General features: G+C 63.4%; 24 protein-coding genes. 8 read left to right on the top strand and 16 right to left on the bottom strand.

All coding sequences use genetic code 11. From position 1 onward, the window contains the following. Positions 1 to 3: 3 nt before the first annotated feature. Together BEMPMBAN_RS06265 and BEMPMBAN_RS06260 are read right to left on the bottom strand one after the other, a co-directional pair. Positions 4 to 399: a hypothetical protein gene (locus BEMPMBAN_RS06265; protein ID WP_133056253.1), complete on the bottom strand. Its 396-nt coding sequence runs from the start codon at positions 397 to 399 to the stop codon at positions 4 to 6. 80 nt (positions 400 to 479) lie between these two features. Next, the gene (locus tag BEMPMBAN_RS06260) at positions 480 to 1,166 is read right to left on the bottom strand and encodes a Fic family protein (RefSeq protein ID WP_070354493.1); all 687 of its coding nucleotides are present in this window, start codon (positions 1,164 to 1,166) and stop codon (positions 480 to 482) included. Between the two features lie 21 nt (positions 1,167 to 1,187). Here BEMPMBAN_RS06260 and BEMPMBAN_RS33105 point away from each other — a divergent pair, with 21 nt between their 5' ends. Then, a complete protein-coding gene (locus BEMPMBAN_RS33105; RefSeq protein WP_107529119.1) occupies positions 1,188 to 1,430 on the top strand; it encodes a plasmid mobilization protein in 243 nt (80 codons plus the stop codon). Here BEMPMBAN_RS33105 and BEMPMBAN_RS06250 read toward each other — a convergent pair. Both BEMPMBAN_RS06250 and BEMPMBAN_RS06245 read right to left on the bottom strand, forming a co-directional pair. Beyond that, positions 1,427 to 1,696: a hypothetical protein gene (locus tag BEMPMBAN_RS06250; protein ID WP_083129150.1), complete on the bottom strand. Its 270-nt coding sequence runs from the start codon at positions 1,694 to 1,696 to the stop codon at positions 1,427 to 1,429. The two genes, BEMPMBAN_RS33105 and BEMPMBAN_RS06250, sit on opposite strands and share 4 nt — an antisense overlap. Before the next feature lie 48 nt (positions 1,697 to 1,744). Continuing rightward, the gene (locus BEMPMBAN_RS06245; protein WP_200845888.1) at positions 1,745 to 2,698 is read right to left on the bottom strand and encodes a coiled-coil domain-containing protein; all 954 of its coding nucleotides are present in this window, start codon (positions 2,696 to 2,698) and stop codon (positions 1,745 to 1,747) included. Between the two features lie 584 nt (positions 2,699 to 3,282). On the opposite strand from BEMPMBAN_RS06245, the gene BEMPMBAN_RS06240 reads away from it, so the two are divergent. Beyond that, positions 3,283 to 3,876 carry an IS607 family transposase gene (locus BEMPMBAN_RS06240; protein WP_083129149.1) on the top strand — a complete coding sequence of 198 codons (594 nt, stop codon included), beginning with the start codon at positions 3,283 to 3,285 and terminating at the stop codon, positions 3,874 to 3,876. Beyond that, positions 3,869 to 5,329 (top strand): IS607 family element RNA-guided endonuclease TnpB, encoded by a 1,461-nt coding sequence (gene tnpB / locus BEMPMBAN_RS06235; protein WP_112558607.1) that lies wholly within the window; start codon positions 3,869 to 3,871, stop codon positions 5,327 to 5,329. Before BEMPMBAN_RS06240 ends, tnpB begins: the two co-directional genes overlap by 8 nt. A gap of 74 nt (positions 5,330 to 5,403) precedes the next feature. Here tnpB and BEMPMBAN_RS06230 read toward each other — a convergent pair whose 3' ends face one another. The 5 genes from BEMPMBAN_RS06230 to BEMPMBAN_RS06210 form a co-directional block, all read right to left on the bottom strand. Continuing rightward, positions 5,404 to 5,922, bottom strand: a complete 519-nt coding sequence (locus tag BEMPMBAN_RS06230; protein ID WP_070354495.1) for a hypothetical protein — start codon at positions 5,920 to 5,922, stop codon at positions 5,404 to 5,406. A gap of 682 nt (positions 5,923 to 6,604) precedes the next feature. Continuing rightward, positions 6,605 to 6,958, bottom strand: a complete 354-nt coding sequence (locus BEMPMBAN_RS06225; RefSeq protein WP_083129147.1) for a hypothetical protein — start codon at positions 6,956 to 6,958, stop codon at positions 6,605 to 6,607. Positions 6,959 to 6,992: 34 nt separating this feature from the next. Then, positions 6,993 to 7,514: a CopG family ribbon-helix-helix protein gene (locus tag BEMPMBAN_RS06220; RefSeq protein WP_112558591.1), complete on the bottom strand. Its 522-nt coding sequence runs from the start codon at positions 7,512 to 7,514 to the stop codon at positions 6,993 to 6,995. Then, entirely contained in the window at positions 7,511 to 7,792 is a 282-nt protein-coding gene (locus BEMPMBAN_RS06215; protein WP_068920352.1) for a hypothetical protein, read from the bottom strand. The genes BEMPMBAN_RS06220 and BEMPMBAN_RS06215 overlap by 4 nt, the downstream gene beginning before the upstream one ends. Before the next feature lie 361 nt (positions 7,793 to 8,153). Continuing rightward, on the bottom strand, positions 8,154 to 8,666 hold the full coding sequence (locus tag BEMPMBAN_RS06210; protein ID WP_083129144.1) for a hypothetical protein: 513 nt from the start codon (positions 8,664 to 8,666) through the stop codon (positions 8,154 to 8,156). Positions 8,667 to 8,942: 276 nt separating this feature from the next. Between BEMPMBAN_RS06210 and BEMPMBAN_RS06205 the strand changes: the two genes are divergently transcribed. The 5 genes from BEMPMBAN_RS06205 (at position 8,943) to BEMPMBAN_RS06185 (ending at position 11,966) form a co-directional block, all read left to right on the top strand. Then, positions 8,943 to 9,296 carry a hypothetical protein gene (locus tag BEMPMBAN_RS06205; RefSeq protein WP_036376747.1) on the top strand — a complete coding sequence of 118 codons (354 nt, stop codon included), beginning with the start codon at positions 8,943 to 8,945 and terminating at the stop codon, positions 9,294 to 9,296. A 203-nt stretch (positions 9,297 to 9,499) separates the two neighbouring features. Beyond that, on the top strand, positions 9,500 to 9,769 hold the full coding sequence (locus tag BEMPMBAN_RS06200) for a type II toxin-antitoxin system Phd/YefM family antitoxin (RefSeq protein WP_039584126.1): 270 nt from the start codon (positions 9,500 to 9,502) through the stop codon (positions 9,767 to 9,769). Beyond that, on the top strand, positions 9,766 to 10,044 hold the full coding sequence (locus BEMPMBAN_RS06195) for a type II toxin-antitoxin system RelE family toxin (RefSeq protein WP_039584124.1): 279 nt from the start codon (positions 9,766 to 9,768) through the stop codon (positions 10,042 to 10,044). The genes BEMPMBAN_RS06200 and BEMPMBAN_RS06195 overlap by 4 nt, the downstream gene beginning before the upstream one ends. Positions 10,045 to 10,315: 271 nt before the next feature. Next, positions 10,316 to 10,984: a hypothetical protein gene (locus BEMPMBAN_RS06190; protein WP_133056251.1), complete on the top strand. Its 669-nt coding sequence runs from the start codon at positions 10,316 to 10,318 to the stop codon at positions 10,982 to 10,984. A 220-nt stretch (positions 10,985 to 11,204) separates the two neighbouring features. Further along, positions 11,205 to 11,966 (top strand): hypothetical protein, encoded by a 762-nt coding sequence (locus BEMPMBAN_RS06185; RefSeq protein ID WP_133056250.1) that lies wholly within the window; start codon positions 11,205 to 11,207, stop codon positions 11,964 to 11,966. Between the two features lie 127 nt (positions 11,967 to 12,093). On the opposite strand, the gene BEMPMBAN_RS06180 is transcribed toward BEMPMBAN_RS06185, so the two are convergent. The 7 genes from BEMPMBAN_RS06180 to BEMPMBAN_RS06150 all read right to left on the bottom strand — a co-directional run bounded on the left by BEMPMBAN_RS06180 (position 12,094) and on the right by BEMPMBAN_RS06150 (position 21,877). Further along, entirely contained in the window at positions 12,094 to 12,501 is a 408-nt protein-coding gene (locus BEMPMBAN_RS06180) for a hypothetical protein (RefSeq protein WP_083129141.1), read from the bottom strand. Beyond that, the gene (locus BEMPMBAN_RS06175; protein WP_234897317.1) at positions 12,498 to 13,142 is read right to left on the bottom strand and encodes a hypothetical protein; all 645 of its coding nucleotides are present in this window, start codon (positions 13,140 to 13,142) and stop codon (positions 12,498 to 12,500) included. Before BEMPMBAN_RS06175 ends, BEMPMBAN_RS06180 begins: the two co-directional genes overlap by 4 nt. An 89-nt stretch (positions 13,143 to 13,231) precedes the next feature. Next, complete coding sequence (locus tag BEMPMBAN_RS06170; RefSeq protein ID WP_234809908.1) at positions 13,232 to 18,571, bottom strand: helicase-like domain-containing protein; 5,340 nt, start codon at positions 18,569 to 18,571, stop codon at positions 13,232 to 13,234. Between the two features lie 362 nt (positions 18,572 to 18,933). Beyond that, positions 18,934 to 19,512, bottom strand: coding sequence for a hypothetical protein (locus BEMPMBAN_RS06165; protein WP_159229546.1), 579 nt, complete (start codon positions 19,510 to 19,512; stop codon positions 18,934 to 18,936). 85 nt (positions 19,513 to 19,597) lie between these two features. Continuing rightward, positions 19,598 to 20,380 (bottom strand): hypothetical protein, encoded by a 783-nt coding sequence (locus tag BEMPMBAN_RS06160; RefSeq protein WP_371413115.1) that lies wholly within the window; start codon positions 20,378 to 20,380, stop codon positions 19,598 to 19,600. A 263-nt stretch (positions 20,381 to 20,643) separates the two neighbouring features. Then, positions 20,644 to 21,168, bottom strand: coding sequence for a ribbon-helix-helix domain-containing protein (locus tag BEMPMBAN_RS06155; protein ID WP_133259165.1), 525 nt, complete (start codon positions 21,166 to 21,168; stop codon positions 20,644 to 20,646). Continuing rightward, complete coding sequence (locus BEMPMBAN_RS06150) at positions 21,161 to 21,877, bottom strand: ParA family protein (RefSeq protein ID WP_083129138.1); 717 nt, start codon at positions 21,875 to 21,877, stop codon at positions 21,161 to 21,163. Before BEMPMBAN_RS06150 ends, BEMPMBAN_RS06155 begins: the two co-directional genes overlap by 8 nt. Between the last annotated feature and the right edge of the window lie 247 nt (positions 21,878 to 22,124).

Below are 22,124 nucleotides of genomic sequence, written 5' to 3'. Positions count from 1 at the left end.
GTGTTACGGATGAACGGTAGCGGTGTCGTCGGGGCCGCCTCCCGAGCTGGCCAGATCTCGTTGTCGTTGACGAATCCGCCGACGGACTGCCATCGTTCCCATGCGGCTGGGGTCGCTTGCTGAGGAATCCATTCTGATTACCGTTATCGTGTGGCCGCCCTCAACCCATGAATGCGTAGTCGTCACCTGCTCGATCAGCGGTGCAAACTCACGCGCGCGTTGCTTGGTTTCATTCTCGCGGTCACCTGCAATGGCGCCAAAGTCGTGAAGTGCCAGCGCGAGCCACCGGGCGGCGGACTCGGCTTTCACCCATTCCTCGGCCGGGGTGTAGTACCCGCCTGGGTATCCTGGACCTTCAATTTCGAACGTCCACAGTGACGTAGCTCCGTCAGCTCCCATGTCACTCTGTCTCCTTGTATCCGTTGGGTATTGAGTCGCGGTGTCGGTACCAGGCATGGCGCAGGAACCGTTGTGCGGGGTTACCTGCTGATCTGGGTGAGCCCACCGCGGCGTAGCAGTGTTTTCACTGCCTCGTGTTCGTTGTAGAGGTAGGCCCTGGCCAGGAGGTCGTTGAATGCTCTCGCTACACCTGGGTCGTTGTCATCGACCGGGATCGTGAGCAAGACACCGGCATCGGCGCCGATGAGCAGGCTGTTGGCGACAAACACGGCCGTGCGTTTGTTACCGTCCTCGAACGGCTGCGCTTTAGCGAGGTTCACGAACAAGTCCAGTGCGTTTTCTTCGGCGTCGGGGCTGCGGGTCGCGTTGTCCAGCAAGACTTGGAGCTGATCTTCGGTGAGCGCGTCGGGGGCGTGGCGACCGTAGGACGTAGTGACACCGATGGCCTGTTCCTGGGTTCGTAACCGTCCTGGATGCAGGGCTGCGCTGCGGGTGAGGGTGGCGTTAATGGCCTGCACGAATCCGGCGTCGATTCGATGCGCGGCGTGGTCGATGACGAACTGGGCCGCATCGCGTAGATCTTCCAGGAGTGCCAGGTCAGCGCGCGATGCCACGCCGTCAAGGCTGCCGGTCCGCAGGAAGTTCTCAGTGTCCAGCCGGCCGGTGGACAGTCCGTCGAACACTCTGCCCGACGAATAGACCACACCGGCGAGGTCAGTCACGGTGAGTCGACCCACGGCACGGTCGTCTTGGTCGGCTGCGTTCATGGCTTTTAGTGTAGTCGATTAATGAAGTCGGCGGATAGGGATTGTGTAGTCGATTATCATCGACGTATGCCGTCTCCCGGAAGACCGCCTTTGAAGGCGGGGCAACGCCGAAGCGCTGCCGTGCCGGTCCGGTTCACCGAGGAAGAGCGCGAAATCATCGACTCCGCAGCCGAAGCCGACGGACAGGCCGTATCGGCATGGGTCCGCGACCGCGCACTTGCCGCAGCTCGCCGGCGTTCTCGGGGCCGAGGAGAAGAGGGTTAGTTGCGCACGCCTGAGGGATGTGGGCCGTCGAGTTCGGCGTGCGCGGCGGTGATGTGGCCGACAGCTTCGTCGGCAAAGACGGTGGCAGCGTCGAGTTCAGAGGGTTGGGCATCGTCGGCCTCATTCACCATGACGTACATGGCGAAAGTCCAGGCCCTACGGGCGTGGACGATCCGCAGTCGCGGTTGAGCCATTGCCCTCACCGAGGCATGCAGGTTCGCACGGGCCTCACCGAGCCACACGCTGGGCAGCTGATTCGGGATCATGTGCTGTTTCTCACGCGCCTTCCTTCGGCAGGGGAGCAGTGCCGGTAGCTACTCGCGCGGGGCCTGCGGGGCGGGCGTCTTCTTGCTCGCAGGACGTTCCCGGGGTGCCTTCTTCTCGGGGCTGGCGGGGCCATCGCTGCTGGCGGTTCCGGTCGCTTGCCGCGCGAGGGTGAGCGCGTCGGTGAGGGCTTGCACTCTGTCATCTGCGCTGCGCTGTACGAGTGCGAGCTGCTCAGCGTGGGCAGTCTGCAAGCGTTCACGTTCGGATCGTTGCTCGACGCGGACACGATCAAGTTCGGCGGTAAGGGTGGACACTGTGGCGCGCTCGGTGTCTGCGGCTCGTTCTGCCGACTCGGCGCGTGCCTGAGCTGTAGCGAGTTCGACGCGTAGCGCCGCAGCGTCTGCCGTGGCCGCGCGGACTTCCTCGCGCGCAGTGTCGATCTGGCTGCGCAGGGTGGACTGCTTTTCCTCGGAATCCGTTCGAGCTTGGTCGAGTTGGCCGCGCAACTGCGCCGCGGTCTGCCGTTCACGCTCGGCCGATTCATTCGCCGCGGCCAGTGCTGCTTGGGCTGCGCTGGCCTCGATTTGTGCGGCTTTGGCTGCCTCGCGGGCGGTCTCGACGTGGCGGTCCCGTTCTGCGAGTTGCTCGCCGAACCGAGCGCGAGCATCGGCAAGGCTGGCTTCTGCCGCTGCGACAGCTGAGTCGGTCTGCGAGCGCAGTTCGGCCATTTCAGCCTCGGTAGCGTTGCGGAGTCGCTCAACCTCGGTGAGAGCGTCTTCGGCGAGCGCGTCGGCTTCCTCGCGTTCCTGGTGTGCCTGCGCTGCTCGCTCGTCGGCGGCCCGCGCGGTGCGCTCGGCAGTGGTGGCACGGCGCTCGGCTTCGGTGACTTTGGCAAGGGCGTCACGGTGGGCGTCCTCGACCTCGGCCCCGGCGGCTTCGACATCGCCGGCCGCGCGAATCCCGACCAGCACGTCATCGAGATATTGGCGGATCTCAGACACCCTCTGAGGGAACTCGGCAAGACGTTGTTCAAGGGTCGCCCGCGCCATCGAGACCGGTGCATCGGCTTGCTCGGTTTCAGTGTGTCGCGCTTCGCCCGAAGGGGCCTGCGTGCGGCGTGCCTTCCATGCGTTCGCGCGGTTGTGAACCGGCCCGCCACTGTCGTCGGCCCGCTCGCAGTAGCGAGAAGGACGGCCAGTGGCCGGGTCTGGGCGGCGAGGACGAGAGCAACCGGGGTAGTGACAGCGGTCAACGGCCGTCGCCGCGGCTGCGTTCGCATCAGTCATACCGCCATCTTATCACTTTCGTCACCGAATAGCACATAACGAAAGACGAAACGGAACGTAACGAAACGAAACATGGGCAGCCAGCGATTCGCACCTTTGAGCCAGGTACCAGGAACCAGGAACTACGGGGGGGCAACGTGGAAGTAGCGGTGGTGGCCTGGCTTCAACGCAGAAGACTCGCCGCCGCAGGTTTACGTGCAGGAATGAGATTCGGTGTCGTTTGATCGCGAAGTTTAGGGGTACTGAACTGTTCGTGAGAATGTGAGTATTCGTGATCGAATGTGTGTTTTAGTGAGTGTGTGAAGTTGGCTGAGTGGGCGCGTGCGAGTGGTGTGCATCCGCAGACGGCGTATCGGTGGTTTCGTGAGGGTCGGATGCCGGTGCCTGCTCGCCGGTTGGAGTCGGGGACGATCTGGGTCGATGCTCCGGCCAGCCGGGTGGCTGGCCGGACTGTGGTGTATGCGCGGGTGTCGTCGCATGATCAGCGGGCCGATCTGGACCGCCAGGTTGCACGGCTGACTGATTGGGCTACGTCGCACGGGTATGTGGTCGGTGAGGTCGTGACCGAGGTCGGGTCCGGTCTGAACGGCAAGCGGCCCAAGTTGCGTAGGATCCTGTCAGACCCGTCTGCTTCAGTGGTGGTCGTGGAACACCGTGATCGGCTCGCGCGCTTCGGGGTTGAGTATCTCGAAGCCGCGTTGTCTGCGCAGGGCCGCACGATCATCGTCGCCGACCAAGGCGAGACCGTCGATGATTTGGTGCGCGACATGATTGAGGTGCTGACCTCAATGTGCGCGCGCCTGTACGGACGCCGGGGGGCGCGCAACCGTGCGATGCGGGCGGTGACGGCCACCAAACAGACTGAGCCTGTCGGGGTGGTTGGTGGTGGCTAAGTTCGAGATACCCGAGGGTTGGACCGCGCAGGCCGACCGGTACGCACTGGATCCGACACCGACACAGTTGCGGGCGTTGGCTTCTCATGCTGGTGCTGCGCGGTTTGCCCACAATCACATGTTGGCGTTGGTGAAGGCAGTGATGGATCAGCGGGTCGCCGAACGCAGCTACGGCGTCCCTGAGGATCGGTTGACCTCGGTGTTGGGGTGGTCGTTGCCGGCGTTGCGCAAGGTGTGGAATCAGCGCAAACCGTCGTGCGCGCCATGGTGGGCCGAGAACTCCAAGGAGGCCTACAACACCGGCCTGGATGGGTTGGCCCGCGGTCTGGACGCGTGGTCGAAGTCCCGAAAAGGTGAGCGGGCCGGCCGCGCAGCCGGTTTTCCGCGGTTCAAAACGGCCCGCGCCCCGCGCTCGGTGCGGTTCACCACCGGTGTCATCCGGTGCGAGGCCGATCGTCGCCACATCACGTTGCCGCGACTCGGCGCGGTCCGCAGCCATGAATCGACGCGCAAACTGGCCCGCCGGATAGAGGCCGGGACGGCGCGGATCTTGTCGGCCACCGTGCGCCAAGACAGTGCCGGACGCTGGTACTGCGCTCTGCAGGTCATCGTCGCGGTCAAGGCCCGGCCCGCGCACGCGCGGCGGTCAATCCATCCGATTGTGGGTGTCGATGTCGGGGTGAAAGCCGACAGCCTGCTCGTCGTGGCGACCCCCGGGGGGACCGAGATCGATCGCGTTGCTGCGCCGAAGTCGCTGACCGCTGCGCAGGGCCGGTTGCGGGCGCTGCAGCGCCGCGCCGCCCGCCAGCACGGCCCCTACGATCCGGCGACCAAGACCAAGCAGGTGCCGTCGAAGCGGTGGCGGCGCACCCAGGCCCGGATCGGCCGCACACACGTCCACGCCGCGGCCGTGCGTCGCGATGTCCTGCACAAGGCCACCACTGCACTGGCTCAGCAGCACCAGGTGGTGGTGGTCGAAACTCTGAACGCCGCGGGCATGCGCGCCAAGGGCGGGGCTCGCAAGCGCGGGCTCAACCGCGCCTTGGCTGATGCCGCCCTGGCCGAGATCCGGCGCATGCTCGGATACAAGACACGTTGGTACGGCAGCCATCTAGTGGAGGCCGATCGGTTCTACCCGTCATCGAAGACGTGCACGGCCTGTGGGAGGCGAAAGTCAAACCTCACCCTGGCCGATCGAGTCTTCGAATGTGACGACTGCGGTATGCGGATCGATCGCGATCTGGGTGCCGCGACCAACCTCGCCCGACTCGGCGTACCCACACATCAGGGTGAACAGAGTCCCGCCGGGAGTGGCCCGGTGGCAGGACGTGGAGCCACGCGTGAGACCGAACCCGCACCAGCGGGCGACGCAGCGGGCGATGAAACGTCAACCCCGCACCACCACCCGGTGGACCAGACGGGGACCGCCTCACCGCAAGGCGAGGCTGCCTAATGAACGAGCACACTCACATTCGCTCAACAAAAGGCAACGGCAGGAACTGCCGGGCTCTGTACTTAAAGCGCTACTCAATGCGAGGGACGTGCCGCGGTGGCCGCGGTCCGTGCTCGGGTGGCATCGCGGCGCAGCGCCTGGGTTAATGCGTCGTTGTCGGTCAGATCGGCTGCGGTGGTCAACGTCCGCGCTATGCGGGCAAGCAGCGCCGGGGGAGCGGCGATGGGACCTTGGGTGTGCTCGGCTTGAATCATGCCTGCGATGGACAGCAGTTGCGCCGTCTCGCGTTGGCGCGCGGCTCGTTCTGCGGCGGTGGTTGCCGTCGTGCTCTGGTAGAACAGCAACGTCTCGGCCAGGCCGCTGATCAAGCGTCCGAACACCGACACGCTGATGTGCACCGTCCGGGCAAGGGCGAAGAGATTCTCGCCCGGTTCCTCATCGGTGAATGAGGCGACGATTTCGTCGGCGAGAGCATCGAGGGCGGCGTGATCGAGTAGAGGCTGTGCGGACCGTTCGCTGATACCTAGCTGGCTGGCCACGGTGGCGTGGCGCTCAGCAAGGAGCGTGCAGGCCGCCTCGTGGGAGAGCACCATGCCACGATCACTGATGCGGGCAATCAGGACCGCCGCGCGTTCATCTAGCCAAGCCTGTTTGTCCGGCAACGCGTTCCGCCTTTCAGATTTCCCAGGGGTCCTCCCCACGGCTAAAGCCGGGGGGATTCCAAGCCGGTTCATACTGCGGGTACAGCAGTGGTCTCCGAGAACATCCACGCACTGTCGGTCGGGCATTCCACGTGCGTGACCTTGCCTGCGAGGTCGAGAGTGGCTGGGCATTTGAAGTCGTGAAAATAGGTGGACGTCCCGCCGGGAGAGTCGACCGTCGCGGTGAACTGACATGTGACGAGCGCTCCGCCAGCGGCGGGGTCTAGGCAGGAGACTCTGCTGATCTGGATGTCGCTTCTAGTATTCGCCGACATCCACTCAGCGAACTGGGCCGGCAGCGACGGGCTAGGAGGCGATGTCGTGGTCGTGATCCTCTGAACAGCGACTACGCCGCCGAGCGCCACCACAAACACGGCGAGGGCAAGAATGGCCCACTTCGCCGGTGCACCGAGTCGCTGCGCCCGAGGCCATGGGCTCGGGCGTTCAAGTCTCATGTTTGACGAATCTCCTTGCTCTGCAACCAGGTCGGAATAGCCGAAGCGCAACCGCCCCTGCTGCTGTGGCAACCTCTCCGATGCAGATTCACACCGCCCACTGTCGAAGCCGGATCCAGTCATGCACGAATTCCGTTCTCTCCGTATTCTATTGCGGGCTGAGCGGGGTCGTCGCCCGAACACGGAACCTGAGGCATCGGAGGCATCGGCGCCGCGCCTTGTGTCTTCTCGGTCTCCCTGTCTTCGTCCGCCTGGCGCGCCATCGCTTTACGCAGCTTTTCGCGGTATTGCGAGGCTGCGGCTATTGCGGTCAAACGTGGCTCCACGGATGGCCGCTGGTTGAGAGCAACACAGATGGCGGCGAGCTGCGCGTCGAGCACGCCCTCTACATCGGGGACGAGCGTGTTTCTGTTGGTGGAGGTCGTGCTCATCTCAAACTCGATTCGGTCCTCATTGTTCTTGTCCTCACTCACCTATCGCTCTCTTCCTCTTGGTACGTTTCGCGGACTATGGCTTGCCGACGAGGGTGCGCAGTCGCTCGACTTCATCCGCCAGCTCCAGGTGCAACGCATCCCCGCCGCCCCACTCGTAGGTGTACCGAGCCCGCACAACCATGTCGATGTCCTCGCGCCGCTGGCCCGCCTCAAGTGCACGCTCGACCGTCGCCCTAACGTCGGGGTCTTTCACGAGTTTCCCGCCTTTCTCGTCTCCGGCTCGCTGCTCATCGTGCGTAGCGACGTATTGGGCGATGGCCTCGCGCATGAGATCGCTGGCGCTTCGGTTCTCGCGGTCGGCTAGCTGGTCGACACGCTCGCTAAGCGCACGGGGCAGCCGAACTTGCCGGCGTGGCGAGACTGCTCCCGGTTCGGAGGCGGGGTCAACGCTGGGCCGACCACCGGCCCGGCGGATCAGTTCACGGCTTGATCGCGTTGCCTCAGTGCCCGTTTCGCCGCGCTCGGGATGAATGCCGCGGTCGGCACTTTCGGCCCAATCCGCAAGCTTGTTGTATCGGTCCTGGTCGATGTTCATCGGTCGCCCTCCTTTTGATCGAGTCGGTCGAGGAACTTCACGCGAACAGCCATGACATGAAAGATCCTCACGGTTGACGGCGGGATGACCTCTGCCATGACTTCAATCAGCGGCGACGTAGGCTGCAAGCTCGGCCCGATCCAGAGGTCCGGCTTAACGCCGCCCAGTCTCGGGTCATCAAACTCGGCCTCGTAGTAACGAGGATTGCTCATCGCGTGAACGGCGTCGGCAATGGTGAATCCGTGACGTCGGGCACTCTCGGTGAACTCGATGGCCATACCCAGTAGTGTACTACACAACCGTGTAGTTGTGTAGTACATATCTCGGGTCTCGGGTTCGTTTCCTTCACCCACCCCAGTTAACGCCGCTGCGTTGAGGTCTATGCCCTGGACGCTGTGCCACCCGCCAACCACAGCCGGTCAACTTGGCCGGTCTGGCACCGGGTAGGGGAGTGAGAACTCGCTAAAACCATTGGCGCGGTGCCATGTTGACGCCACCGAGGTCTGACATCGCTGGATCGGCGGCGGCTGTCTGTTCTGAACAGACCTGGCGGCCTGATGCAGGTACGCCAGCTCGCCTGAGGCGCATACCTGGGTCGCCGTCTCATCTGAGATGGCGGATCGAGCCCGCGTGTCGGCGTTAGTCGCCCTGGATGGATTGGATGTAGGCTGGCCAGCTCTCGGTGATTGTTTGAGTAAGCCCGAGTCGGGTTGTGTTGCGGTCGGCTTCTGTGAGCTGTTCTCGGCTCTCGGGGTAATGGATGACCATGCCTTGGCGGGAGGCGTCGCAGACAATGCAGTACGAGCGATGATCAAGTCCTAAGTAGAGCCCGGGTAGCACTTCGGTGATGTCGTAGAGAGCCTGGTCGAAGTCGATTCCATCCGAAGACCACGTGCGTCCAAAGTGGTCGAGCCAGCGAGTCAGCTCGGCGAGGAATACAACGCGGTATTGGCTGTGGCTCGCGAAGTAGCGCGCGAGGTCCAAGACCTGGCGTGTCGGCGTCCTGAGCAGTTGGACTTGCAAAGCGTCTGGGGCGATGGCGATAGCCGATGGAGCTCCGCTCAGTGCATCGCCCGACCAGGCTAAGCCTGCGACCAGCCAGAAGGAGGGTCGTAGCACTGACGAAGACAGGGTCACCACGTACGCGATCATGACACTACCCACCGACAGCGCAACCGAGACGGCTGCTGCCCATGCCGAAGGCCGCGGTCTCAGTGGAACTGACGGCGAATACCTGGCGTTCGCCAGTTCGACGGAGACGTTTCGCCTATACCGCCGTTCAGTAGATCTGGCGGTTCGGTGACGAGGGCGGCTTCACTCGACTGCGGTGGAAAGCGTAGTCAGATGCCCAGCACGCCGCGTCGCAGGAAGAGGTGCTGTTCTAGGGTTCACGGTATGAGAGGTGGCGGTGTCGGTATTGATTGGACTATGGCCCCACTGTGGGTGCGAACGGGGTATCGCTTCTTTCCGTTCGCCGCCGAGGTCGGTGATGTGTGGTGGGTGTTGAGGTTCAACGTCGGCTTCCCGGAGCACGATCTGTTCACGGTGTTCGTCGGCAATCGGGCCGCAGCTGATGTGACCGGTGATCCGAAATCTGTTGTGCCGCTTATTGCGAGTATCGGGTCGTTGAGTCCGGTGAGCTCGCAGGGAGCGGAATTGGACACGGAGACGGCGCGTGCGCTCGTCGGTGAGGTGGCCAGGTTCGTCGAGTACGGCAGTGAAGACGGCCAGCCGTGTGTGTTCTGCTCGCATGAGCGTGATGGGCTGACCCGCAATAAGTAGGCAGCGCCGCAGAGCTTAATCGGGACGCCGGCCGCAATTCGTCAACCGCCAACTCGATTGCGATAACCGCCAAGTTCAACGAGAACGGACACAACGGGAACACGCCAGTCGGACATGCGGCTATCTGGCCAGGTTGACATAATCTAAGTTATCGGCCAAATATCAGGCTAGTCACAGGCCAGAAACCTGGCTATACTCGACGCATGAGGAATGTACCGCTGAGTGAAGCCAAAGACAAGCTGTCGGCGCTCGTAGAGGAAGCCGACACGACGCACGAGATCATCCAGATCACGCGTCACGGACGGGTCGCGGCCGTGATCATGTCTGCCGACGACCTGGAGTCACTGAATGAAACCTTGCACGCGCTGCGCACACCTGGACTGGTCGAGGAACTTCGACAAGCCGATGCCGACTATGCGGCCGGCAACGCCGTGTCAGGTGCGGACCTGCGGCAACGGTACGGGTTGCGGTGAGCGAACCACAGCCATGGTTGGTTCAGCTGTCGCCGGGCGCGATGCGCGCGTTAGACCGCCTGCCACACAAGGTGTCCGCAGCGATGGCCGAGTTCATCACCGCCACGTTGCCCACAGATCCGTACCTCATGTCCAAGCCCTTGCGGTTCGAACTGGAAGGCTGGCGTGTAGCGCGGCGAGGAAGCTACCGGGTGACGTTTCGTCTACTCCCCGACGACCACACGCTTTACGTCGGCCGGATCGAGCATCGCGCACACGCCTACCGCACGCACTGAAACTGGGCCAAAACGTCACAGTGACGCAACGTCCGCGGGGGCGGCGCGAGCTGTCGGCATGGCGGACATGCATGCCCGGTCGCCCATCTGCCCGGGGGCCTTCTCGCTACGCCTGGGGACAGCATGGCTTTCTCATTTGATCTGATGCAGATTTGTCGTTTACCGAGGTCTCGGGCTCGGTTGTCGGCAACGACCACTCCGAGTGGAGGACACACTACAACGTAGTCGCACAATTGTGGCGCACAAATGTGTTTAGCTCTATACTTGGCCCATGAAGAATTATTTGAGCAGCACGCAAGTAGCTGATGAGCTGGGGATTAGCAGGGATGCACTCAACTCGGAGATCAGGGCGGGCCGTTTTGTTGCCCCGGATGCTGTCGTCGGTGGACGCTTTCAGGGATGGAGTCGCGAGACAGTGGAGCAGATCCGCCGAGATCGCGAGGGTGGGAATGTCATTCGGTGTGACGTCGCTGGTGTGCGATACCTGATCGCTGAGGTGCGAGAGGCGGCCGAAACGGTTCGGGCGTATGGCTTTTCACCTGAAAATGCCGTCAGTGACGTCTATGTGCAGATTCCGAGAACCTTGCTGATCCTCGTCGCGCGGATGGAGTCCGAGATGCGGCGGCTGATTGTCCTAGATCACACCTATGCACGCATCATCGCCGGTAGTGATGACCCTCGGCATAACGAAGAGACGCCCGTCGAGTTCGAGGTGGACCCGGTCCACAGCCTCGTATTCCCGCTAGAGACCGACCCGCGGATGCGCTCATACCGGCTGCGCAACGCTGCCGAGCAGTTGGGAGCCGTGGTGACACGGATGCCCGAAGTCCTCAAGAGCGCGGAAGCCCGCGCCGTGATGCGGGCGCTGGGCGCGGAGCGCGACAAAATCACCGACTACGCCGACGAACTGGAGCAGGCCCTCGACGGCTCCACCGCATAGCGCCAGATTAGGCAGTCGATGAGGTATCTTGGCAGGCAACGCCATTGCGCGAAGGCGGACTCCCCCGGTCGCGTCGCAGTTCCGCCCACATCGGAATTGCCACCGAACCGAACTACTTTCCGGGGACCAGACTCACCGGGTCACGCGCTCCCGACAAAGATCGTGCGTCGGTTGATGTGGGCAGCTACGCACACGTGTCTTTGAAGGGATTCGTGATTTCATGGCGTCATCGAATGCACGCAAACGCGCAGCGCGCGACCATCAACGACGGTTCCCGGGTACGCCGTATCCGGTGGCTCTGCGTGCCGTCACTCACGCTGACAGCGCCCTCCAGGTCGTGATCGGCAAGGCCGCTGGTCGTCCTTGCTGGGTTGGTATCGAGGAGATGGCTGCCGGGGGGGACGGTCCGCACGTGGCGGTGATCGGTGCGTCGCGGTTCGGTCGTTGCAGGGCAGTCGAGCTGATGGTCGAGTCGCTGGCCGCACGGCCTCCTCGGCGTGGGGTTGAGGTGCTGACCACACAGGGGGAAGTTGGACAGGTCAACCACCTGATCGAAGAGCGAGCGCGTACGTTATTGCAGGCTGGGGCAAGGGATTTCGCTGAATTGCACAGACCGCGCGCCGGTGAGCAGCGCGACCTGGGCGAGAACGTCCCTGCGGTAGTGGTGGTTGTCGACATTGACGATCACCTGATTGACGGCTTCCCGCCAGTTCTAACGCGCGAAGGCTATGTGGCACGAGCGGAGTCCGAGGAGACGGTCTCCATGTTGAATCGTTTGCTGCGGCAAGGGCGGAGCTTGGATCTGCACGCTGTCCTCAACGTGCGACAAATGGAGGGACCGTGGCTTTCGGCCTTGTCAGGGCAGATCTCCAGCATCTTGGAAGTGAACGCTGACAGCATGACTGCGACCTGGCGAACGCACGATGGCTCTCCTGTCGATGTGGTGTTGCCGGCGAAGGTGGCCAGCGGAAAGGGGTCGTGATGTCCATGCCGTCTCCGGGAATGTCGGATGCCTCCCAGCAGGTCGGTGCGCAGTATGCAGCTGTGCTGTCACATCGCGTGGGCTGGAGTCGCATCCGGTGTATCTTCCCGAAGGTGGGAACCGCTAACTAGGGGTGGTCTTCGTAGTGCAGCAGCACGACAGCGGTCGGGGTTTCCACGACGTGAAACTGAGGGCTGGCGGTTGGTAGTTCCTGGGCGCAGCGCTCGGCTTCTGTCCAGGTGCTCACGCATGCGGGGCAGTCGTGGTGGGCAAGGTGGGCCAGGCTGACCAACCACGCGGTGGCGGGTTCGGGGTCGAGCATAGTGTCGAAGTGGACTGTAAGCAGCGGTAGTTGGCTGACGCTGTATGGGTGGTGGTAGAGCGAGGCCTGCGCGGCGGCCACCACAGGGTCAGCTTCGGCGCGAAAGCCGGGAATGTAGAGCGGACGCCCGTCGGTGAGGTGGTCGAATCGGGAGCTGGCGTAGCGACCTAGCTCGGCGGCGATGACCAGCGGCGGCAGGGTGCGGGTGCTCATAGCTCCAGCCCGCCCTGGGAGCTGTGGTGGCGGCTGTGGCGGGGGCGGTGACGCTCCCACCAGGCCTGCTGCTCGGCGGTGAGACCGTCCTCGCTTGCAGCAGCGGGGCGCTCGGCGGCCTGCTGGGGTGTGGTGGTCTCCTGGGATGCCTGGCTGGGCAGCAGGGCGGCCAAGCGGGGGTCTTCGTGCCATCGGTCCCCGTAGACGGAGTGTCCGACCCAGAGCGCGATAGCAGGGACCGCGGGCCCGGCTAGTTGCAGTGGCGGTGTGTGGTCGTCGGCGAAGGACATGGTGACTGCCCGGCGGTGGGGATCGGGGTAGAACTCAGCCATTTCGCTGTACCAGAACGATGTCCACCCGCCTTGGGGGCGGCTGCACATCAGCCGCTGGTTGGTGGTCAAGACAGCGGCGTCGCGGTAGTTGGTCCATTGGGGTTGACTGCTGCGGTCCGCGTCACGTCGTCGTCGGCTGTTGACGACACCTTGGCCGGCCATGGCGGCGGCCATCAGGACCGGGTTGACCATGAACGGTGCTTGGGCGCGTTCATAGTTGCCGTCGCCGGCGGCGAGACGGCTGTAGGTGGCGGGGCTGCTCAGTCGGGCGACCTCGTTGGAGTTCAGGAATGGGCCGTGTACAGCCACGGTCGGCGGTTCCTTGCCTGACCGTAGGGCGGCGGCGGTTCCGACCGCGTAGCTCCACCATGGATCTGCTGAGGGCGGCGTTGGGGCGCTCACAATGTCCTCCCATCGTCACTGCGCTCTTGGTGGTCCTCACGCTGGGCGTCTCGGTACTCGCTGGCGCGGGCCTGTTCAGCGAGCCCTTGCGCGAACCGGTATTGGTCGGCGGTGGCGAGCCCGGATTCTCCGATCAGGAATGGGGTGGGGTTCAGGTGCAGTGACCAGCCTGGTTGGCGGCCGGCGGCCAACAATCGCTGCTGTGCTTCGGCGGCCTTTGCCTTGGCTGCTTCGGACTGGGCCTCCAGTTGCAGCAGTGTGGTCAGGGTGGTGTGTTCTTCGCGTTTGGCGGCCAGCTCGTCGCCGCGGTCGAATGGTTCGACCTCGGTGTTGGTGAGATCGGTGAGTGCGTGGGTGAGGTGGTCGTGCTGGAGCTGGAGTCGATCGCGATGGGCGGGAAGGTCTTTGTAAAGGTTTTCCACTCGGGTCAGCAGGCCGCGCGCTTTGGCGCTGCTGGCCCCGTTGGTCTCCCCTACCTTGGGTGCGCTGTCGTGCAGGTCTTGGATGGTGAACGCGATTTCTGCCGAGGGGCCTTCGAGGGTGATCCAGAGCCGATCGCCCACGTGGTCGCGGCGGGCGTGTAGAGCCATGCCGTTGATCGCGGTGTTCAGGGGCTGGCTATCCCAGGATGCCGAGTTGTTCAACGAGCCGTACACGCGGCGGCAGACTTCGGCGAAGGGGGCGGCGCAGTCTTTGCGTTCTGGGTAGCGACGTCCTTCGACCACGATGTCGACGGGGGCGTCGGCGGGCCGGGACGCCATGGCGTCCACGGTGGGTGTGAGGGCGTCAAGTTGGGAGGTGGTGATGTCCAGTTGGCGCTGGCGCTGTCGGATATCGCGGTCGCGGGCCGCCATGCCGTCGTGGTAGGCCCGTTCGAGAGCGGCGAGGTGTTCGATGTCGTCTTGGAGCTGGACCTGGCGGACGTAGCGGGGGTCTCCGGTGGCCAGCGCCTTGGTTTCGGCGGCCGCGACAGTCATTTCGTTGCCACCGATGTCATCGACTTCATCGACGCTGATGTCGGCACGTTTGACCTGCGCGATGAACAGTGATTTGGCTTCAATTTTCTGCCACATCACCACGTCATAGGAGCCTTCTACGACGTAGTTGAAGATGCTGACGGTCTCGTTTTGGTTTCCTTGCCGGATGATGCGGCCTTCGCGCTGTTCGAGATCGGCCGGCCGCCATGGAACATCGACGTGATGCAGTGCGACAGCGCGGGTTTGGACGTTGGTTCCGGTGCCCATTTTCTCGGTGGAGCCGATGAGCACCGAGACCTGGCCGCGGTTGCAGTCATCGAACAAGCGCAGCTTGTCTTCGGCTTTTTCGGCGTCGTGGATGAAGCGGATCTTCTCGGCGGGCATCCCCCGGGCGATCAGGTCGTCGCGGATAGCGCCGTACATGTTGAAGTCGTTCTTTTTCTTGCTGCCTTTGCTGGGGGTGCCGCGGTCGCAGAAGACGATTTGCAGCCCGCCGGGTGTGGGCATGTCGTGACCGTATTGGGGGTCTTTGTAGATCGTGTCGGCGTACTGCTGGTGCACGGCCATGATGTTCTCAGCGACTGCGGCGGTCCGAGAGTGGGTTGGTTCGGGCAGGTGGACCATGCGCGGGTCGAGACTGGCTTCGCGGCCATCGTTGGAGATTTTCAGGATGTTGTCGCGGGCAAGGTTTTTCGGATCGAGAGTGCCGGCTCGGTAGCCGAGGTCGGTGATGAAGTCCCGAAGGGTTTGGTCGGCGGGGATGCTGACGATGGTGCGCTTGCCGTCGTTGCTGAGTTCGGGCAGTTTCAAGCCGATTTGGTCGCGGGTGATGACATCGGTGAAGACCGACGAGATACGCAGCAGCTCTTGGAGGTTGCAGAATTTTCCGACTCGGGTGACTGGCTTGAGCTGTGTGCCGGTCGCGTTGACTTCGACGGTGTTGACGGTGGCGGTGAACGTCGTTGCCCAGTCGTTGATGTGCAGCACTCCGGCGTCTTCGAGCAGGTCGGGGCGTAGGTAGCGTTGCATGACGTATAGCTCGCCGAGGGAGTTTGCGATCGGGGTTCCGGTAGCGAAGGTGGCGACTCGCTCGTCGGCGGGGGTGGGTGTGCGGCCGGCGGCGATGGCGTCCTCGCGTCGGCGGTTGCGTAGGAGTTCCATTTTCATGGCCAGGTCGTCGGCGCGGTCGGAGCCGTCCGGGCAGGCGAGTTCCTTGACGGGGCTCAGGCGGGTCCGGTTTTTGTACATGTGGGCTTCGTCAATCATCAGGTAGTCACACCCGGTGTGTTCGAACAGAAGTCCGGTGTCTTTGCCTTCTTGGTCGGTGAGTTTCTCGAGCTTGGATTCGTAGCGTTGCAGTGCCGCCTCGAGCCGTTTGACGGTGGCGGCGGTGGCGTTATCTCCGGTGATGTTCTCCAGTGATTCGCGCAGCATCTTGGATTCTCGGGCGATGTAGTCGCGCTGGGCGTCGTGGCCGACGGGGATACCCATGAACAACGACTCGGGGGCGATCACCATATCCCAGTCCGAGGTGGCTGATTGGGCCACGAATCGGCGCCGGCCTACTGCATCGGTTCCGGGTGTGCCGAGCAGGATTTCCGCGCCGGGGTACCACCACTTGGCTTCCTTACCAACTTGTTCGATGATGTGGTTGGGGACCACGATCCAGGGTTGGCGGGCCAGTCCGAGGCGGCGCAGTTCCATGGCTGCCATGAACATGGTTCCCGATTTCCCTGCTCCCACAACGTGATCGAGAAGAACGTTGGGCTCTGCGATGATGCGGGCTACCGCGTCGCGTTGATGGGTGTGTGGGGTGAACCGGTGTGACAGACCGGGCAGCGTTAATGCTGCTCCGCTGTACTTGGGTGCGCGCAGGCTGTTGAAGCGCTCGTTGTAGGTGGCAACTAGTTCGGTGCGGCGGGTGTCATCGGCGAATACCCAGTTCTGGAACGCATCGCTGATCTTGGTGGCTTTGGCTTGCGCGGCGACGGTGGCGTTGCGGTTGACACCGGTCCGGCCGGTGGTTTCGGTCTCCTCTTTTGTGTATCGGATGGCGATTTCTTGGTTATTGCAGACCATTTCGAGCAAGGAGATGGCATCGCGTTTAGGGAACCGGGTACCCCAGGTCTCGGTCATGGCGGCAGTGTTTCGGCTTTGGCATTCGATCGACCAGACTCCCTGTACGTGGTCGGCCTTGACGTCCACTGGTGTCGCGTCAGCGGCTTTGAAGGTCTCGCTGGCGAACTGGGCGATGTACTTGGCGTCGATCCAGGGTGATCCGGGGCGAGCGCTGATTTGGCTGGCTTCGCGGTCGACTGGCTGGACTTCGCGCAGCGCAGCGACGTACTCGTGGAAGCGCGGGTCGTGTTCGGCGGCTGCCTGTGCTTGTCGTAGCTGCTGGCGGACGTTGCCGGATAGTGCCTGCGTTGCGGGGATGAGAATGTCGGGGTCGCGCAGGGAGGGAAAGACCAGACCACGCATCTTTTCTCGCGCGGCAGCAGGGTCGATGTTCAGCAGGGCGGCGATGTGCAGGATGTCCACGCCACCGTTTTGATCCAGGCTGATAGCGAGGGCCTCTTCGGCGGTCTCAGCGCGGTCTCGGACCTGCGGTGGGCTCAGCAGGTCTACCGAGAAGATCGGTGCCTTGCGTGTCTGTCCGGTGAGTTCGTCGTAGCCCTCTAACGCCAGAACTGTGGTCCAACCGGGGTCGTTGCGCAGCGCGGTGACGATGTGCGGGCGCATCTTGTACTGGCTGGGTGTTTCCCATGCCTGCTCGTCCCACGTTTCGAGGAGCTCGGCGGGCACAGTGTGCTGCTCGGGGTTTTTCTGCCGCCACCGTTCGATGGATTTCGCTAGCGTCTTGTCGTGGCGGTCCTGGGTGATGACTGACGGCTTGCTCCACTTGAAGCGTTGGATAGGTCCGTGTTTGGCGACGTAGGTGTCATAGAGCCGGTTGAGTTCACCGCGCAGTTGTTCACGGACATCGCTGGGCTGGCCCGCGCGTTGCGATGAGACGACCGCGTTGGCGACGTCACGCAGCTTGAGCAGGTGGATGGTCTCCTGCTTGCGGGTGTTGAAGACCTTCGCGGTCTTCCAGGTGTCCTCTGTCCAGGTCTGGAACTCATCGGATGCTTCATCGAATCGCAGGGTGTCGCGCGCCGGGAGCCTTGTGGTAGCGGCGGTGATGAGGCCGGGATCGAAACTGACGTCGTTGACCTCGGTCAACGTGGCGGCGGTGGCGGTGAGCCCTTGGCCGCGATCCAGTGCACCGTCGATGATGGCGCGCAGGCGGTGCCCGACTTGCAGGGCCAATGGACTGGATTCGTCGGCAGCCACGTTAAGGGTCTGATGGCCGTGGATTCCGTGGCCGAGGCTGGGCTGGCCGAGGATGTTGTCGGGGTGGCGGTGAAAGTAGGCGTTGATGTCGATTTCGGTGTCGGGGCCGTCATCGGCGGCCACGGTCAGCGGTGCAGTGTGTAGCCAGTCGTCAGCGCCGTCTTCGATAACTCGGTCGGCTTCGCGGCGGCGCAGCACGAGGATGTCGGTGACTACTTCGGTGCCCGCCACACGCCGGAAGGCGTTGGACGGCAAACGTATTGCTCCGAGGAGATCGGCGCGGGACAGGATTTCGCGGCGCGCTTTGGGATCGGCGTTGTCCATGGTGAAGCGGCTGGTGAGAACGATCTGGTAGCCGCCGGGGGCCGTGAGGTCCAGGGACTTGACGATGAAGTGGTTGTGGATGGACAGTCGGCGAGGGTTGTAGGCGGGGTCGCGTAGGGCGAAGTTTCCGAACGGGACGTTGCCGATTACCGCGGCAAAGGAGCCGTTGGGGACGTTGGTTGTTTCGTAGCCTTCGGCTCGGACTTGAGCTGAGGGGTAGAGGTGGGCGGCGATGGCGGCGCTGATGGGGTCTTTCTCTACGCCGACCATCTGCGCCGCCTCGGGCGCCAGGCCGATGAACGTTCCCGCGCCACACCCGGGCTCCAGGACCCGGCCGCCGGTAAATCCGGCGTGCTGCAACGCTTTCCACATCTGCTCAGCGATGGCGGGGTCGGTGTAGTGGGCATTGAGCGTACTTCTAGAGGCAGCCTGATATTGGTCGGTGCCCAGTGCCTCTTTGAGGTAGTCGCGCTGGGCCGCGTAGGTGTCGGTGCGGGTGTCGAAGACCTCGGGGATCGCGCCCCACCCCGACCAGCGGGCCAAGGTGTCTTGTTCGGCGGCGGTGGCGTGGCGCTGTTGGCCTTGGAGCGCGATAAGCGTGTCGATGGCGGCAAGGTTGGCGGTGAGCCGGGCCTTGGCGCCTGACGGGACCGCGATGGTGGTGCCGGGCCGGTAGTCGATGGCCGGCGGCAATGGCAATGCGCCCGTCTCGGGGTCACTGACGGTCGCGTCGCTGGCGGCGACGGTAGGGGTTGCGGGAGGCTGCGCCGTCGCGGCCGGGGCGGTGGCCAGTGAGGCAGCGGTGAGCGTAGTGGCGGTGGTGTCGTCGCCGATCGGTACGGTGCGTGCGGGCCGCTTGAGGGTCAGGGCATCGATAGCGGCTGAGTGCCCGTGGTCGGGTTGGGCGCTGTCCTGGTCGGGTGCTGCCGGTATGAGCGGCGGCAGTGGAGCGCCACCGGGGTCGATGATGCGCGGATCGGTCGGCAGGTCGAAGGAGTCCTCGGCGAACAGCGCAAGTTGCGGATCGTCCTCGGCCAGAGGTTGAGCTTTACGCCTGCGGGCTACTCGCCCGGATACCCCTCGGCTGTCATCGCTTCGGCGACCTCGACTCCCAGGTCGTGGGTCAGGCGCTGGCCCGGGGCGGTGGGAATCGCCCGGTTTTCTTCCAGCCGGGTTGCTAGCAGAAATGCCGCCTTGACCCGGAACATCGCGCTGCGGTCCGGCCACAGATGGTCTGCGAGTTCCTCGATCTGCTCGCTCGGCTCGGCCCGATAGATCAGATGCCGCCACCGTTGAGTCCAGGGAATATCGGCCGGTGTTGGCGGCGGGCTGTCGCGTCCCTCCGGTGGCTGCGGAATGAGGTCGTACAGGCTCTGGCGCACGATCGCTTCGCGTGCGTTCTGTAGAGCCGTCTCGTGCAGGCCGACTGTCGTCTCGTGGTCCGGCTGGCCGTTGTGCTGCTGGGTCCAGCTCTGCACCGCCTGCTCCCCCAGCTCCAGTGCCAGGGCCGCGGCCTGATCGTCCAGCCGCTGGGTCACCAGGCTCAGAAACAGCTCTGTCTGCTCCGGGGACCACCCCGGAGGTGTCCCGATCTGTTGGCGGTACACCTGTTCGACGGCTTGGCGCATCCACTCGGTCACTGTGACTGTGCTCCGATTCCTCGACGCTGAACAGACCCTGGTCCTCGGTGTCGGCCATAGTCGGCGCTCCCCTACTGCAATACCGCTAGTCATGGATTTCTCCCGTTCCTGCGGCATCACCCTGTTCGGGGTCGCCCATCTCCGACAACAGCAACGCATCAAGGCGTTCTCTGTCACCAAGTTCACTGATCGCGACGCTGACACGCTCCAGCGCCTCGTCTACATCCGAATGTAGCTGAGAAAGGCTCTGACTCTGGCGGGTCAGACGCACCTTCACAGCATTGAGTGTGTCCAGGGCACCGTTGAGCGGGACCAGTGCCGGGTTCGGCGCCACCTTGGGGCCTTTGCGCACCGGCGTGCCGCCGCGAAGAGCTGTGAGTGCAGATCCACGCTCCCACAGCAAGAATGTGTCGATCCGATCAAGGGTTTCTGCGCTCGGGCCAAAGCCCCGCTTACCTAGAGTCGCCAGCGTCGCGCGGGCCGGTCCCCCAATGGCGGCGAACTTGGATTTCGTCATGTTGAGTTCGCGTAGGCGCTGATCAATCCACCGGAGCAGGTGGTTATAGTCCCAGCCGGCCGGGTCCTCGAAACTCGTGTCGAAGACATCGTTGAGCGCTGCCGTCGCCGCGGCGACGTCCTCTTCCGGTGCGTCGGTAGGTGGGGCCGGCAGTTTGCCGTAGACGCCGTCCTCGCGCGGTACCGGTTCTCCGCCATGCAGAGCCCGCTCTGCTGATCCAGGCTCCCAGCTCAGCAGGTCATCGAGCTTGGATAGCGTCCGGTAGCTCGGCACCCGGTCGGCACCCTGAGTGATGGCCGTCAGCGTCGAGCGCGACAGGATTCCATACTCCGATGCGGCGAGCACCGACATTCCCTGCCGACGTAGGCGTGCTTTGACGTGGCGTGCGAGTAGGGCGACATCGGGGTCGCCGGGGTGGTCCTGGTCCACGACGGCCGTAATGATCGCCTCCCAGTCCCCTTGCGCAGTGGTCACTTAGTGGACGTGGTGGTGAGTGCCCGCGCCGCCACGTTGCCGCAGAGTTTACATGCACTGTTGGCATACATATAGCGCAACAGTGCACAATGGATGATCGTGGCGCGTCGGCGAGTTCTATCGATAGAACGGTAGAGCGATTAAAGGCGGATTCTCCCCTGGTTGGACGTTTCGGGCGCAGCTTCGCGGATCGCGGCGACAACCTGTTCGGGAGTCATGTGTTCGGCCAAGTGACGCACCGCATAGCGGATGACCGCGCTTGCCGAGGTGACCTTGGGCTTGCCGTATCGCCCGGCTTCAAGCGCACGACGTATGTACTTGTCCTCTTCCAGTTCCAGGTACGCCGTTGTCGGGTAAAGCTCGGAGCTGTTGCTAGCTGGCTGGCTCGGCGCAGCTTTGTCCGACTTGTCCCGTGCTGCTGGACGTTTCGCCTTGGCGCTCGGCGTCACGGCAGGCTCAGTCGACGGGGCCGACAGTGCCACTGACGAAGCGGGCGTTTCCGTCGCCGCCGGCACAGACGGCGACGTGGGCTCCCCCGCCCCTTCACTCGTGACAGGGATGCTCACCGGCGTAGCCCGGGGGCCGTGCATCGGCTTGGGCATCTCGTTGCCCACCGACTTGCGTTTGTCCCGCTGCGCCTTGAGGATGTCCATCCCGTTACTCATTCACGTACTCCTTCACGAATTCGCACACCAGTTTGTAGCGCTCAGCCAGGAGCCGGAACGGCTTAGCGGGCGGCTCTTCAGACGTGATAGCAATCCGCTTGGTTCGTTTGGGCAGGTCGGCGACCAACGGGATCGGCGGTGCGATCTGAACGGGAGTTCCAGCGGTGATCTGCTCAAGCTTCTTCAGCCCGACTGCGGCCGGGACTGCGCGGACCTTGGTCGGCAGCACCACAATCGGGTAGTCGACCATCTCGTCCACCAGCTGCTCCAACCCTCGAAGATCCAGGAGATCTAGGGTTGTAGGCGCCAGGACGACATCTGCCACAGCAAGGGCACCATGCGTGTGCTCACCGGCCCCCGGATGCGTGTCGACAACGACCCAATCGGTGTCCCACTCCGCCGCCCATTTCAGCAGGGCCTCTGACATCTGCTCGCGGCTGGGCGCTTCCTTGTCAAGGTGCGGGTGCCCTGGCACAAGCCGAGGCTTGCGGTACCCCTTGAGGGGTTTCGGGGTCCGGCCGGTCGCAAGTGCGTCCAGGATTGGAACCCTGGCTCGGTCGAGTGGCCGGTCCCCCCATATCGACGTGACGCCGGCGATGTCGTGCTCGAGGTCCACCAGGACGGCATCGAGCGAATATGCGACTTCGTACGCGCTGGTGCTTTTTCCGACGCCACCCTTTCGTGAGTGGGTGACGAGAATCTTCGCCATTGGTTTGTGTCTTTCTATCGAAGCATTGAGATACCGATCAAACGCTGTACCGATCAAACGCTGTACCGATCAAACGCTGTACCGATCAAACGCTGTACCGATCAAACGCTGTAAGCCTATCACAGTTGAAGACTGAAACGATAGTACGTTGGAAGCGTTAAATAATTAACGAATGTATCGTACAACCGTTCTAGCGTTCTAATGTAGAATGGCTGTACGGCACGGTGAACAGCGACTACCAGGAGAT

It is taken from the genome of Mycolicibacterium austroafricanum (genome assembly GCF_902705885.1).
GTDB classification, from domain to species: Bacteria; Actinomycetota; Actinomycetes; order Mycobacteriales; family Mycobacteriaceae; genus Mycobacterium; species Mycobacterium vanbaalenii_A.
This window is presented reverse-complemented; position numbering and strand designations above follow the sequence as displayed.